This window comes from Neobacillus canaveralius (assembly GCF_047237705.1).
Taxonomy (GTDB): Bacteria; Bacillota; Bacilli; order Bacillales; family Cytobacillaceae; genus Neobacillus; species Neobacillus niacini_K.
The window spans coordinates 4,944,843-4,959,731 of record NZ_JBDFLL010000001.1 but is presented as its reverse complement, the minus strand read 5'-3'; the positions used below and the strand labels follow the sequence as shown (position 1 = coordinate 4,959,731).

The 14,889-nt window shown below is 37.2% G+C and carries 15 protein-coding genes; 10 read left to right on the top strand and 5 right to left on the bottom strand.

What is annotated here, in order from left to right; all coding sequences use genetic code 11:
* Nucleotides 1-9 precede the first annotated feature (9 nt).
* Nucleotides 10-813, top strand: a complete 804-nt coding sequence (gene proC, locus ABC255_RS24295) for a pyrroline-5-carboxylate reductase (RefSeq protein ID WP_412997523.1) — start codon at nt 10-12, stop codon at nt 811-813.
* Between the two features lie 51 nt (nt 814-864).
* Here the strand turns inward: proC and ABC255_RS24290 are convergent, their stop codons facing one another.
* From ABC255_RS24290 to ABC255_RS24280, 3 genes are all read right to left on the bottom strand, one after another.
* On the bottom strand, nt 865-1,419 hold the full coding sequence (locus ABC255_RS24290) for a YitT family protein (RefSeq protein WP_412998624.1): 555 nt from the start codon (nt 1,417-1,419) through the stop codon (nt 865-867).
* A gap of 148 nt (nt 1,420-1,567) precedes the next feature.
* The gene (locus tag ABC255_RS24285) at nt 1,568-2,560 is read right to left on the bottom strand and encodes an inorganic phosphate transporter (RefSeq protein WP_412997521.1); all 993 of its coding nucleotides are present in this window, start codon (nt 2,558-2,560) and stop codon (nt 1,568-1,570) included.
* Between the two features lie 11 nt (nt 2,561-2,571).
* A complete protein-coding gene (locus ABC255_RS24280; protein ID WP_412997519.1) occupies nt 2,572-3,186 on the bottom strand; it encodes a DUF47 domain-containing protein in 615 nt (204 codons plus the stop codon).
* A 318-nt stretch (nt 3,187-3,504) separates the two neighbouring features.
* On the opposite strand from ABC255_RS24280, the gene ABC255_RS24275 reads away from it, so the two are divergent.
* Entirely contained in the window at nt 3,505-3,759 is a 255-nt protein-coding gene (locus ABC255_RS24275; protein WP_335532661.1) for a GlsB/YeaQ/YmgE family stress response membrane protein, read from the top strand.
* 44 nt (nt 3,760-3,803) lie between these two features.
* On the opposite strand, the gene ABC255_RS24270 is transcribed toward ABC255_RS24275, so the two are convergent.
* Nucleotides 3,804-4,721: an RluA family pseudouridine synthase gene (locus ABC255_RS24270; RefSeq protein WP_412997517.1), complete on the bottom strand. Its 918-nt coding sequence runs from the start codon at nt 4,719-4,721 to the stop codon at nt 3,804-3,806.
* Between the two features lie 135 nt (nt 4,722-4,856).
* On the opposite strand from ABC255_RS24270, the gene ABC255_RS24265 reads away from it, so the two are divergent.
* Both ABC255_RS24265 and ABC255_RS24260 read left to right on the top strand, forming a co-directional pair.
* Nucleotides 4,857-5,243 carry a YhcU family protein gene (locus ABC255_RS24265; RefSeq protein ID WP_412997515.1) on the top strand — a complete coding sequence of 129 codons (387 nt, stop codon included), beginning with the start codon at nt 4,857-4,859 and terminating at the stop codon, nt 5,241-5,243.
* A 160-nt stretch (nt 5,244-5,403) separates the two neighbouring features.
* A complete protein-coding gene (locus ABC255_RS24260; protein ID WP_412997513.1) occupies nt 5,404-7,146 on the top strand; it encodes a phospho-sugar mutase in 1,743 nt (580 codons plus the stop codon).
* Nucleotides 7,147-7,300: 154 nt separating this feature from the next.
* Here ABC255_RS24260 and ABC255_RS24255 read toward each other — a convergent pair whose 3' ends face one another.
* A complete protein-coding gene (locus tag ABC255_RS24255; protein ID WP_179598007.1) occupies nt 7,301-7,552 on the bottom strand; it encodes a YhdB family protein in 252 nt (83 codons plus the stop codon).
* A gap of 162 nt (nt 7,553-7,714) precedes the next feature.
* Here ABC255_RS24255 and ABC255_RS24250 point away from each other — a divergent pair, with 162 nt between their 5' ends.
* From ABC255_RS24250 to ABC255_RS24225, 6 genes are all read left to right on the top strand, one after another.
* Nucleotides 7,715-8,710, top strand: coding sequence for a M14 family zinc carboxypeptidase (locus ABC255_RS24250; protein ID WP_412997511.1), 996 nt, complete (start codon nt 7,715-7,717; stop codon nt 8,708-8,710).
* Between the two features lie 80 nt (nt 8,711-8,790).
* Entirely contained in the window at nt 8,791-10,200 is a 1,410-nt protein-coding gene (locus ABC255_RS24245; RefSeq protein WP_412997509.1) for a SpoVR family protein, read from the top strand.
* A 157-nt stretch (nt 10,201-10,357) separates the two neighbouring features.
* The gene (locus ABC255_RS24240; RefSeq protein ID WP_412998623.1) at nt 10,358-10,666 is read left to right on the top strand and encodes a TIGR04104 family putative zinc finger protein; all 309 of its coding nucleotides are present in this window, start codon (nt 10,358-10,360) and stop codon (nt 10,664-10,666) included.
* Nucleotides 10,667-10,967: 301 nt separating this feature from the next.
* Complete coding sequence (locus ABC255_RS24235; RefSeq protein WP_412997508.1) at nt 10,968-11,858, top strand: oxamate carbamoyltransferase subunit AllH family protein; 891 nt, start codon at nt 10,968-10,970, stop codon at nt 11,856-11,858.
* Complete coding sequence (gene fdrA, locus ABC255_RS24230) at nt 11,852-13,399, top strand: acyl-CoA synthetase FdrA (RefSeq protein ID WP_412997506.1); 1,548 nt, start codon at nt 11,852-11,854, stop codon at nt 13,397-13,399. Before ABC255_RS24235 ends, fdrA begins: the two co-directional genes overlap by 7 nt.
* Nucleotides 13,400-13,401: 2 nt before the next feature.
* The gene (locus ABC255_RS24225) at nt 13,402-14,829 is read left to right on the top strand and encodes a YlbE family protein (protein WP_412997504.1); all 1,428 of its coding nucleotides are present in this window, start codon (nt 13,402-13,404) and stop codon (nt 14,827-14,829) included.
* Nucleotides 14,830-14,889: the final 60 nt, after the last annotated feature.

Genomic DNA, 14,889 nt, shown 5'->3' with positions numbered 1-14,889 from the left:
TGCAGTTGTTTGAATAAAAAAATCGGCTTTATCGGTGCAGGAAAAATGGCTCAAGCGATGATAGAAGGAATCCTAAAATCAAAGATGATTCCAAAAGAAAATATTATCGCCAGCGCTAAAACAGAAGGCACCCTTGAAAAAATCGAATCAAACTACCAAATACGAACGACCCAAAATAATCAGGAAGTAGCAAGATTTGCAGATATTTTAATCCTTGCTGTAAAACCTGACCAGCATTCAAACGTCATTCAGGAGATAAGGAATGACATGCAACCTGACTCTATAATTATTACCATAGCAGCTGGAATTACATTGAATGATATTGAAAAGGAATTTGGTTTTAATGTTAAGGGTGTTAGGACAATGCCAAACACTCCTTCATTGGTCGGTGAAGGGATGACTGCTATTTGTTCGAATGAGAGGCTAAGCGAGGAAGAGGTAATGGAGGTGGAACGTCTCTTCCATACGTTTGGAAAAACAGAGAGGCTGGATGAAAGATTAATGGATACTGTCCCGGCGATAAGTGGTTCTTCTCCAGCTTATGTCTATATGATGATAGAAGCGATGGCTGATGGAGGAGTTAAACAGGGAATTCCTAGAGATAAAGCATATCGGCTTGCCGCGCAGGCAGTCCTTGGAGCAGCTAAAATGGTTCTAGAAACAGACAGACACCCAGGAGAACTAAAAGATAATGTTTGTACCCCAGGAGGGGCGACGATAGAAGCCGTAGCTGAACTGGAAAAGAGACAATTTCGCGGTTCCGTAATCGCTGCGATGGAAAGCTGTACAAGAAAGGCAAAGTCATTACATTAACATTTAAACAAAGAGCCTACGACATTTGCGTAGGTTCTTTTCTTTCGTGCATTAATTTGGTTCAGGTTTTCTAATTACTGTCAGAGAAGTCATTAAACCTACAAAAATAATGGTTACTAGCGAATAAAGGAATTTTTCTAAACCTACGACTTGAATCCCGCTAGTAATGACAAGGCCATCAATCAGAAATATAATAATCCCAATATTAACAGAAGTAAATTTAGTAATAATCTGGGCTAGTAAATCAGTTCCACCTGTGCTTGTATCATAACGGAGCATTAAACCAATACCGACTCCTACCAGAATACCTCCAATAATGGTACTAGGAAAAATTCCAATCTGGATTTTTCCATTGATAAATGAAAGTAAATCTATGCAAAAAGAAGAGATAATGAGGCCGTGGAGACTGTAGTAGAAGTATTGCCTTTCAAAAAACCATGCCAAGATATAGAGAGGAAGACTTAGTACAATCATAGTAAGGCCAGTAGGCCATCCGTAAAAATAATGAAAGATTAGCCCTAAACCAATCACCCCGCCATCTAGCAGATGATAAGGAACGAGAAACCCATTTACTCCGAGACTTAATAGTAAGCTGCCAATCAGCATCGCAATAATTTTTTGTTTCAATGAAAATCACCCCAAACAAACTTGTCCCTACATAAAAATATGAATATTAATTTCATTTAGAAGTGTTGAAAATAAAAAAAGAGCAATACAATTCGTCGTGAATGAATTGTATTGCTCTTTTTTTATTTTAAAAGAAAAGATTTAAGATGAAATAACAAATTGCTGCTATACCTGCTGAAATCGGAAGCGTAATAACCCAAGTGATTAGCATTCTTTTAGCCGTATCCCACTTAACTCCTTTTAATCGGTGTGAGGCACCAACCCCTAAGATACCGGAAGAAATAACGTGGGTGGTACTAACTGGAACATGAAACCAAGTAGCTCCGAATATTACTGCTGCGCCGGTCAAATCCGCAGCAACTCCGTTAATAGGACGAATTTTCATGATTTTTCCGCCGACGGTTTTAATGATTTTCCATCCTCCAACAGAAGTACCAAGTCCCATAGCAGTTGCACACGCAAATTGTACCCAGAATGGAACTTCTGCATTCGCACCTAGATAACCGTTTGCAATGAGAGCCATCGTGATGATCCCCATTGCCTTTTGTGCGTCATTCGTTCCATGTGAATAAGATTGTAGGGCTGCAGTGGCTATTTGCATATAACGAAAATTCCGATTGGTCTTTGCTAAATTTGCATTCTTAAACACCACTTTAAAAATACTGTAAACAATATAACCAACAGCAAACGCTAAGATTGGTGAAAGAATAAGGGCTTGAATAATTTTTAAGAATCCAGTGTAGTTAAGTGCACCAAAACCAGCTGATGCAAGTGCCGCACCGGCAATGGACCCAATGATTGCATGTGATGAACTGCTCGGAATTCCGTAATACCATGTTAATAAGTTCCAAAAGATGGCTGATAGTAATGCCGCAAGAATAACCACCGACCCATTTTCAAGTGTAAAAGGATCGACTATATCTTTAGATATGGATTTAGCGACACCCGTGAATGTCATTGCACCTACAAAGTTCATGATTGCAGCTAGAAGAATGGCCTGCCTCGGTCTTAGTGCCTTTGTAGAAACAGAGGTTGCAATTGAGTTAGCTGTGTCATGGAACCCGTTAATAAAGTCAAATGCAAGAGCACCAATGACAACTAAAATTATTAAAATTTCCATTTGTTAGCTCCTTATGCATTTTTCATGATGATGGTTTCAAATGTATTGGCAACGGATTGACAGCTGTCTGCAATATCCTCAAGATTTTCATAAATTTCCTTGTACTGAATAATTCTGATTGGATCTTTTTCAACTGTAAATAAATTCTTAATGGATTGACGCAGGATATTATCACATTTGGATTCATAATCTTTTATTTTGATTGCATGCTCTCTCATTTGAGGAAGTTTCTTATTCGCTAACAATTCCATCGCTTTATCAATTTCATGAACACTTGATTTTAACGCATCAACAAACTGGAGCATAAAATCATCTGCTTGGGTGATGGAATACATTTCAAACAATGCTGCTGTCGCTTCTAGGCCGTCTAGAACGTCATCCATGCTGTTTGCTAGATGAAGAATATCCTCACGTTCAATAGGTGTGATAAATGCATCATTTAATTGTTTGATCACCTCATGAACAAAGGTATCTCCCTTCGTTTCAATTTCTTTCATCTTTTCTGAGAAGATTTTCAAATCACTTATATTTTTTAATTTATAATCAGCAAAGTAATTTGCGCCTTCCTTTAAGTTAGAAGAAATATTACTTAGTAGTGCTGAAAATTTATCAACCTTTTTTGCCATTGTTGAATCCTCCTAAATAGTTTGTAAAAAGTTTTTACACTAACGGACAACATTTTACCGAAAATAGACAAAAAAATCATAAAAAGTTAACCTAATTTACAAAAACTTAACAAAAGAATTTTCCGAAAATTGTTCTAAGGACCAGTATTCATTATTTTTTTAATATCTCCAGAACAAAATAGTATTATGTATTGGCTTATGCTAGGTATCTATTTGCGCATGAAAATCAATAAAATGGGTACTTTAATTGTACACGGCAGCTAGTTTTGTTATAAAACCGTGTTATAAATTGAATAATCACAAAAAGGAGTGTTCAGAATGAGTTTCATATGGGCATTAATTGTCGGTGGAGTGATTGGCTGGTTAGCTGGTCTTATCGTAGGAAGAGATATTCCAGGTGGTATTATTGGTAATATAATTGCTGGGTTTGTTGGAGCATGGCTCGGTACTTTACTATTGGGAGATTGGGGACCCAACGTTGCCGATTTTGCAATTATCCCTGCAGTAATTGGTTCTGTTGCCTTGGTATTCCTATTATCACTCATTATGAGGGGCTTTAGAAAAGCAGACTAATAAAATGAGAAAGGCCTCCGATATAGGAGGCCTCTTAATTTGACTCATATATTATAAATATCAATCCCTTCGAAGATAGGAGGAGTATCAATAAATGGAGCATAACAAATAATGGTTTCACTAGTAATGGGGTGTTTGAATTCCAATTTTGCTGCGTGTAATGCCTGCCTCCTGAATAGCGGCTTCCCGCCGTATAATGTATCGCCTAATAAAGGATGTCCTAAGTGACTTAAATGAACACGTATTTGGTGTGTTCTCCCCGTTTCAAGCCAGCATTTGACATAGGAATGACCTTTTTCTTCTTTAATCACCTGATAATGTGTAGCGGCGGCTTGTCCAGAGGTTGAAACCCGTCTCCTCGTTGCGTGGTGCCTGTCACGTCCAATTGGCTCACTTATCTTCCCTTTCTTCTTTTTTATATGACCATCGACGATAGCGAGGTAGGTTCTCTTTATTTCATGTTTTTCAAGCATTCTGTCTAAGATAGCACCGGATACTGCGTGTTTTGCAAACAGGATAGCACCTGTCGTATCCTTGTCTAGACGATGTACTTGACGTATCGTCACGTTTTCTCCCTTTGACTGTACATAAAATTGTGCAGCATGTAACAGCGTGCTTTTATCACTTTCGTCATTTGGGTGTGTACTCATAAAAGGTGGTTTATTAATAACAATCACATGGTCGTCCTCGTATAGAACCTGTAAATCATAGAAGAAGTCCAGTGTGATTAGAGGTACCACTTCCTCAAACAGTTTCATTAGGACCTTATCTCCATTCTCTAATGGTTTAGTCCAATTGGCCTTATTTCCATTTACGAACACGGTATGTTCCATCCTTAATTGATGGGTAAGCTTTTTAGGCACTTCCCATTCCTCACGGAAAATCTCTTCAATAGTTTTCCCGGCCCAATTATTTGGTGTAATTATTTCCATCCAATTGCCTTTACGCGTTGTTTTTAGCATTTTTACTCCTCTAATCTTGAAATTTCTCCATTATAAAACGTGGTTATAATTACCACCGTAAATTCATCCTCATATATGCTATTCTTATGTATATATATTACGATAGATTATCGCTATCGCAAAGGTGGGTTACAAGTGAAAATTGTTTTTGCCTCGACACCGGGTCAGGAAGAAGAAATTTGTGAACTTGTGAGGTATATCTATTCAACTGTTTTTCCATTCTATTTTACGGATAAGGAAATAAGTGAGTTTGAACAATTAAAGATATTGCATACTCCAGATGACTTTAATACATTAAAGGATGCCTTTCAAGTAATGGCAAGCATGCAAACAGTGATATCAATACTAGAGTCTCCAACTCTCGATGATCAGTATGCAGCGTTATTTAATAAAAATGTAACTACTCTACAAGAGTTTGGTCTATTCTTTCCGTTTGAGTTTGAACAATTCGTTGAAGCAAAAAATATGAAAAACAGTGTATTTAGTATTTATACCAAAGCAGCTAATGAACTACTCATTTAATATCGAGAGAAAAGTGCCTCGCATTAGCGGAGGCATTTTTTTTATTTAATTTGCTAATTACCCTAGGAAATAACAGAGATTCAATATAAAATAAAAAACAGGTGTAAGTTTTATGGAAATTCAAACAATATGAAAATGATACAACAGGGAGGATTTAGTCATGGATTGGAAAGAAAATGCAAACAGATGGATGGAATACTCTGGTTTGAATGAAGAGTTAAAACAACAGCTTGAGATAATAAAGGAAGATGAAAAACAACTTGAGGAAGTTTTTTATAAAAATCTTGAGTTTGGTACTGGCGGAATGCGTGGAGAGATTGGAGTAGGTACCAATCGAATGAATCTATATACAGTTCGCAAGGCTTCTGCTGGATTAGCAGCATACATAGAAGAACAAGGACTTGAAGCAAAACAAAAAGGCGTAGTAATTGCCTATGATTCACGACATAAGTCTCCAGAGTTTTGTATGGAGGCTGCAAGAACACTTGCAACAAAAGGTATTAAAACCTACGTATTTGATGAATTAAGACCAACGCCAGAGTTATCATTTGCCTTAAGGTATCTAAACGCCTTTTCTGGAATTGTGATTACAGCTAGCCATAACCCGCCAGAATACAATGGCTACAAAGTGTATGGTTCTGATGGAGGCCAGCTGCCTCCAGATGCAGCGGACGAGGTAATTGCAAAGGTAAACGACATTGAAAATGAATTGTTAATAGAGGTAGATTCTGAGGAAAATCTTAGAGCCCTCGGGTTAATTAACACTATTGGAGCAGAAATTGACCAAGCTTATATTGAAAAATTAAAAACCATTTCTGAAAATCCTACAATTTCAAATGAAACTGATGTAAAAATTGTGTTTACACCACTACATGGCACAGCAAATAAACCAGTCCGCCAAGCATTGGCTGCGTTAGGCTATGCAAACGTAACGGTAGTGCAGGAACAGGAGCTGCCAGATCCTGAATTTTCAACGGTAAAAAGTCCAAATCCAGAGGAACATGCAGCATTTGAATTAGCCATTAGGGATGGTAAAAAAGTGGGTGCTGATCTGTTAATTGGAACAGACCCGGATGCAGACCGTTTAGGAATTGCTGTTCTTAACCCTGAAGGAGAGTATGTTGTATTAACTGGGAACCAAACAGGAGCACTATTATTAGATTACATCCTTTCACAAAAGCAAAGTAAAGGGAATCTTCCTTCTAATGGAGTCGTGCTAAAAACGATTGTGACATCAGAAATAGGCAGAAAAATTGCTCAAGACTACAAATTAGACACGATTGATGTTCTTACTGGCTTTAAATTTATTGCAGAAAAGATCAAGGAGTATGAGTTTACAGGCGAGCATACTTTCTTATTTGGATACGAAGAGAGCTATGGCTATTTAATCGGAGATTTTGCACGTGACAAGGATGCCGTTCAAGCAGCCCTTTTAGCAGTAGAAGTGTGCGCTTTTTATAAAAAACAGGGTATGTCACTTTATGAAGGATTAATGCAAGTATTTGAAAAGTACGGATACTATCAAGAAGGTCTTAGATCATTAACTTTAAAGGGTAAAGAAGGTGCGGAACAAATTCAGCGCATTTTAGCTTCTTTCCGATCTGAACCAATTAAGCAGCTTGGTAACTTAACCCTTTCTATGTCAGAAGATTATCTAACAGGGATTCGCAAAACATCCAACGGTGATGAGAAAATCGACTTGCCAAAATCGAATGTATTAAAATATACTTTCACAGACGGCTCATGGGTATGTTTAAGACCATCAGGTACTGAACCAAAAGTAAAATTTTATTTTGGGGTAAACAGTAATAGTTTAGAGGAAAGCAGAAGTAAGTTATCTCAAATTGAAAAGAACTTTATGGGACTGGTAGACGAAAAAGTCAAAACGGTAACGGAAAACTAAAAGCCTTCATAACAACTTAGAGTTTTATGGAAATGATGGAGTAAAGAGAAGATTATTACAAAGATAAACGGCTTCCCTAAAAGGGAGGCCGTTTTTTGGTGGAATTCTTTGGTCCGGTATGGTAAATATTTCTCAACAGTATCCACTTGTTATTTCAGGAAAGACTATACATCGGTAACTCATTATCAGGTTCAACCGTTTCGTTTGCATGGTCGATGTAACGAAGCAGTGAATATAATTTGTTTTCTATTACCGAATAGTCACGTTCAAAGTGATAGGCATGCAGGAATTGCTCTATCCGCTTTGATAAAAATTGGTCTTTTGTTCGTACCATGAGTATTAGCAAATTATCCCATTCAGATCGATGTGTATAATACAAGGCTCGATCATAATCCATTTTATTCATTTGTTTTGTCTCCTCCTTACTAGGAGTTGAGTTTATTTTATGACATTTTGCAAATAACTTTCACAGAAAATGTTGGACAAGCGGATATTACGCTGTTTTCAACTTTTACCTGTATAACAAATAAGGTATTGGTATTGGTTTTGTCTTTGATAAGGAGGTTGTATGAAGAGATTATTGTTTATTTTATTATTTTTATTCTTGCAGGATGAAATGGTTTCAATGGCAAAGGTGGTTAAGTCAACCCGACCTTATTCGTACGACATACTGAAACAAGATATTGCGAGTATTCATCATATGTATAATAAAATAGAAGTAAAAAGCATTGGAAAGACCCATTTTGGAAGAACGATCTATGGTATTAAACTTGGAGAAGGGAAGCGAAATATTGTTCTAATAGGGGCACATCATGGTCGTGAATGGATGACCACCATGCTTTTAATGAAGAAGCTTGAAGGGTACGCTAAAGCGTATCAAGATCAGACCAATTTTGGAAGCCTTTCAACCGATATTTTAAACGATGTTTCGATTTGGTTTATCCCTATGCTCAATCCAGATGGAGTTACGATTCAACAAAATTCGCTGGATAAATTCCCGCATGATCACCAAAAACATCTGTTAGCCATGAATGAAGGATTAGACAATTTTGAACGGTGGAAAGCAAACGGGCTGGGGGTCGATTTAAATAGGCAATATCCTTCTGGATGGAAAGCGATAAATCATCAACCTGATTCCCCTTCGTACCAATTTTATAAAGGCAAGAAACCTCTAGAAGCGATAGAAGTAAAGGTATTAACACAATTCATTCGTGAAATTAATCCTGAGATAGCAGTGGCTTACCATTCCTCTGGTGAAGAGGTTTTTTGGAATTACCATAATGGCAAACATCTTCATCGTGATAAACAGATTGCCAAAAAAGTGTCAAAATTGACCGGATATAAGCTTAGTAAGCCACCGAAACATGCCACAGGAGGAGGGTTTACTGATTGGTTTATCACCCACTATCATCGTCCAGCATTTACGATTGAAATTAGTCCGCTTGTTGGAGAGACATCCCCGCCGCTGTCACTCTTTGAGATCGAATGGGAAAGAAATAAATATGTGGGGCTCACCCTTGCAGAAGAAGTAAAGTACTTGAAAAAAGCCAAAATAAGCAGGTAGACTTGTTGTTTTTTACATCTTGTTTCATGATTCCCAGATTTTCTTCATACATTGTGGTAAGAGGAAAAGGGGGAATGGCGATGAATGGGGACGATCGCAAAGCACTTGAATATGCAATTAGTGAGATTACCGAAATTGCACGTGGCTTTGGCTTAGATTTTTATCCGATGCGATATGAAATATGCCCAGCAGAAATCATTTACACATTTGGTGCCTATGGAATGCCTACCAGATTTTCACACTGGAGTTTTGGAAAGCAGTTTCATAAGATGAAGCTTCATTATGATTTAGGTCTAAGTAAAATATATGAACTTGTTATCAATTCAAATCCTTGCTATGCCTTCTTATTAGATTCCAATTCGCTCATCCAAAATAAATTAATCGTTGCTCACGTACTTGCTCATTGTGATTTCTTTAAGAATAATGTCCGTTTCCAAAATACGAAGCGGGATATGGTTGAAAGCATGGCAGCAACAGCAGAGAGAATACGTCGTTATGAAATTCAACATGGTAAAAAGGAAGTTGAGACTTTCCTGGATGCTGTGCTGGCAATTGATGAACATATTGACCCCTCACTAATGAGACCTAAACTTGCTTGGTCACTTGAAGATGATTCTGAAGATGAGATCCAACAAACAGCCTCTCCATATGATGATTTATGGAAGTTAGATGATAAAGACAAAAAGCAGCCGGCTCAGCCTAGAAAAAAACAATTTCCGCCAAGACCTGAAAAGGATTTATTATTATTTATTGAAACTTATAGCAGAGAGTTAACAGATTGGCAGCGGGATATTTTAACGATGATGCGTGAAGAAATGCTTTATTTCTGGCCGCAGCTTGAAACGAAAATCATGAATGAAGGCTGGGCCTCCTATTGGCACCAACGAATTATCAGAGAGATGGATTTAACCAGCGGTGAAGCAATTGAGTTTGCAAAATTAAATGCAGGTGTCGTTCAGCCATCAAAAACAGGAATAAATCCGTACTACCTAGGCATAAAGATATTTGAGGATATTGAGGAGCGATATAATAACCCAACTGAGGATATGATAAGAAGAGGGGTTACGCCTGGTTCTGGCCGGGAAAAGATGTTTGAGGTCCGCGAAGTTGAATCAGATATATCGTTTTTACGTAATTATTTAAACAAAGACCTTGTGATGCGAGAAGATATGTATCTTTTTCAGAAACAGGGAAGGGATTATAAAATTGTTGATAAAGCTTGGGAACATGTACGTGACCAGTTGGTTAATATGCGTGTAAATGGAGGATTCCCCTACATTACTGTCAATGATGGTGACTATTTAAAGAATGGTGAACTTTATTTAAAGCATTGGTATGAAGATATAGAATTAGATGTGAAATATCTTGAAAAAGTATTACCGTATGTCCAGCAATTATGGGGAAGACCAGTTCACATTGAAACGATGATTGAAGATCGAAGAATGTTATTTTCATATGACGGAAAGGGCGTTCATCGAAAATATTTATAAAATGACAATGGTATCCCAAAAATTTTTGGGTACCTTTTTTTGTACACCAAACTTTAAGAAATTATAGCCATATTAGTTTTGTTTTGGTATATTTTTCTTGGCGAATAACGGTAAAGCACATGCTAAATTTCTTAATAGAGAGGTGTTATTATTGGGCATGCAAAGGTGTGAATCATGTCAGCGTCCATTTACCTGGAAAGAGATTCAAAAGACAATCCGCTGGAATTATAAACCACTGGTATGTGGGAAATGTGGAGAGAAACATCACATTACAATTCAGAGCAAGGTATTATTTTCACTTTCAATAGCAATATTATTATTTATTTTTAGTCTAGCAAATCTCGCATTTAATTTAAGAATAGCCGTAATGATCATTGTCTTTTTAACAGTTTTACTTAGCTTCCCTTATTTTGCAAAATATAAAAGGGATGAAAAAATCAAACAGAAAGGAAAAAAAGGTAAATAAAAACCTTTTTCTTTTTTGTACGTGTCCAGCAAGCAAAGTTGATTGAGAGAAGATGCAGTAGAATCCTGCATCTTCTTTTTTATATTTCATTCCTTTGACATAAATTAATCACAATCAATTGTACGATTTGCACAATTGAATGCATTGCTTTTTGGATTCGTTAAACGATGACGATGTTATGCACATTATCTAAAATAAACATATAAGCTATTTAGCTTATTAAACTTTCTTTCATAAAAGGAGGTTCGAGCCGTTAAAAACTTAAAGGCTTACTGATTCTGGACTTTTTGGGGTGTTATTCGTGATTCATGCAATATCTGGTGATTCAGATTTTATAAAGGAAATTAATAACTCATTATTCACTGGTTTTGTGCACAGTACATTCAATCGGACATTAAATATTAAATGTTTTGAAAATGGAGATTTATTTACCATTGCATGCAGAAAACTTGATAACGGTCCCAATACTTTAATCGTTAATGTTGATAATATGAAGTCCACGAAAATTGAAGTAAATGACCGGGTCCGTGTTGTAAAAAACCTCTTGTTTATTGGGGATAAGCTAACTATTGCAATAGATCAGGTCAATGAATGGGAAGGTGTGTTACCATCCTACCCATCTAATGAAGAAATCCTGAAACGAAATGTAAAGAAAATGAAGGAATATATTAACCTCCACGGTGTAGGCGGAGGAATGAAAAAAAAAATAATAACCGAAAATCCTTTTGAAGCAGAAGTTTCAAATATGCTCGAGAAACGAACTTATTTCCTTATGAATGAATTATTAGCGAATCGAATTTCATCTGCCCTGCCACATGCTGTTTCTCTTGTAGGTCTTGGGCAAGGGTTAACCCCTTCAGGGGATGATTTTTTAACTGGGTTATTTACTATTCTTAATATGAAAAACAGTTCTTTTTATCCTTACAAAAAATTAATTTGTGAAGATGTTTTAAAGCAAGCAAAAACCCTAACGAATGAAATTAGTTACATGACTTTAAAAAAAGCAGCCATTGGTAAAGTGAGAGAGTCTTTAATTGCATTACTTAACTCTTTATTAATTGAGGATGATGAAGACTTAATTCTCTCTTTAAATAAATTATTAAACATAGGTTCTTCATCTGGGACAGATATAGCTTTTGGCATTGTTTTCGGAATGGAGGCCACTATTAGAGCGGGAGGTAAAGTATGTTAGTACAAGCTTTGATTAAGCCAAACACATATTTCGATTCAGTATCTTTAATGTCGCTTTCCACTAAAGCGAATCAAATTGAGGAAGTAGAACAGGCCATTATAGCAATGGGTACTGAAATGAATAAAGAGGTAATGAAAAATGTCGGGTTAATGACACCTGAAGTAGAGACAGCGGGGGCAAGTGATTTAATTATTGTTGTAAAAGCAACAACTGACGAATTATGCGAAACCGCTTTCGAAAAAATAAATGAGTTATTTTCAAAAAAGAATTCGGGTAAAAAAGGAAAAAATGATATTAAATATTCAACTATTTCTTCTGCAGCAGGAAGTAACCCAGAAGCAAATTTAGCCATTATTGCCGTTAATGGTGCTTATGCAGCTAGAGAAGCGAAAAAGGCACTTGAAAATGATTTACATGTCATGATGTTTAGTGACAATGTAAGCATTGAAGATGAAATTGAATTAAAGAAATTAGCTCATGAAAAAGGATTATTGATGATGGGGCCTGACTGTGGAACAGCGATTATCGGCAATACAGCCCTTTGTTTCGCAAACGCAGTAAGAAAAGGGAATATTGGTATTGTTGGAGCATCAGGAACTGGCAGCCAAGAGGTAAGCGTCCGCATTCACGAATTTGGCTACGGTATCTCTCAATTGATTGGAACAGGCGGCAGAGATTTAAAAGAAGAAGTTGGCGGGATCATGATGCTTGACGGTATTCAAGCACTTGAAGACGATGAAGAGACAAAAGTCATTGTCGTTGTTTCTAAGCCACCTGCACCAAGTGTGGAAGAAAAAGTATTAGCGAAAATTAAAACATGTAAAAAACCAGTTGTCGTTTGGTTTATTGGCGGAAACGAAGAAAAAATTACTGAAGCTGGCGCACATTTTGCCAAAATGTCTAAAGAGGCTGCATTGAAAGCAGTGCTATTGGCGGGGGCAGATGAAAGCAAGTTAAATAAACGTGCATTAAACATTCCACTTATAGAAGAAGTTCGGACAAAGTTAACTCCTGAACAGAAATATATTCGTGGACTTTTCAGCGGCGGTACACTGGCGGATGAAGCGATGCATGCAGCAATGGAGAAATTCGATAATGTCTACAGCAATATTCAAAGAAATCCAGATTATCGTTTAAAAGACCGTTACACAAGCCAAGACCATACATTCATCGACTTTGGTGATGATGAATACACACAAGGAAAACCACACCCAATGATTGACCCGTCGACACGTCTTGAAAGATTTGTTAAGGAGGCAAAAGATCCATCGGTTGGTGTTATCGTGATGGATTTCGTGATAGGTTATGGAGCACATGAAGATCCAGTTGGGGCTTTCCTTCCTGCAATTATAGAAGCGAAGCAACAGGCAGAGCAAGAAGGAAGACATTTGGAGATAATTGGATATGTACTTGGTACAGAATTAGATCCACAAGATTATGAAGAGCAAATAAATAAATTATTAGCAGCAGATGTAACACATGCAAGCAGCATGCAAAATGCTGGATTATTGGCTAGAGAATTTGTTGTGAAGGGAGAATAGGCATGAGTAGAGTTAGCGATTTATTTAAAAGTAGACCACATGTTATTAACGTAGGAATTGAGTCCTTTAAAGATGATTTATTACAACAAAGCTCTGAAGTCATACATTTAGAATGGACACCGCCGGGCAGAGGAAACCCAGCATTAATTGTAGCACTAGACAAATTTGAAAATCCTGCAATCTTGGGAAAAATTGAAGAAGCTAACAAATTAGCAGTCGAAAGAATTATTAATTCCCAACCAGTGTTAATAGGATATGATCAAGCCATTAATTGCGTACCTGGTATGACTAAAACAACGATTCTCCACGCAGGACCTCCAATTACTTGGGATAAAATGAATGGTCCTATGAAAGGTGCGGTTACAGGAGCAATCGTATTTGAAGGGTTAGCAAAGGATGTTGAAGAGGCTGCTAAACTAGCGGCATCTGGCGAAATCACTTTTTCACCATGTCACGAACACAACTGTGTAGGATCTATGGCAGGTGTTACATCTGCGTCAATGTTCATGCATATAGTTGAAAACAAAACATATGGCAATATTGCTTATACGAACTTAAGTGAACAATTAGCAAAAATCCTTCGCATGGGAGCAAATGACCAAAGTGTTATTGATCGTTTAATTTGGATGCGTGATGTTTTTGGTCCTGTTTTACGTGATGCGATGAAATTAAATCCTAATGGAATTGACTTACGCTTAATGCTTGCACAAGCACTTCATATGGGAGACGAGTGTCATAACCGAAATGTTGCGGGTACAACTTTATTAATTCAAGCTTTAACTCCATATATTTTACAAACTGATTACACAATCGAACAGAAGAAAGAAGTATTTGATTTCGTTGCGAGCAGCGATTACTTCTCTGGTCCTACTTGGATGGCAATGGCGAAATGTGCCCTTGATTCTGCACATGGCATTGAAAACAGTACTGTAGTTACAACCATGGCACGGAACGGTGTTGAATTCGGTATCCGTGTGAGCGGAATGCCTGGAAACACATGGTTTACTGGTCCAGCACAAAAAGTTATTGGTCCAATGTTTGCAGGTTACAAGCCAGAGGACTCTGGACTTGATATTGGGGACAGCGCTATTACTGAAACTTATGGTTTCGGTGGATTTGCGATGGCAACAGCTCCAGCAATCGTTGCGTTAGTTGGTGGAACAGTAGAGGATGCTATTGCTTATTCAACTAGAATGAAGGAAATCACTACAACAGAAAATCCTAACATCACCATTCCATTACTTGATTTCATGGGACTTCCGACAGGAATTGACGTTCGTAAGGTTATCCAAACAGGTATCATGCCGGTTATTAATACCGCGATTGCTCATAAAGACGCTGGTATCGGAATGATAGGTGCAGGAATTACTTATCCTCCAGTTGAAGCCTTTGAAAAAGCAATTTTAGCATTAAGTGAAAGCATTCAATAATATTTAAACTTAAATTAAAAAGCCCAGTTTAACACGCTGGGCTTTTTTTATGCCGGTGGA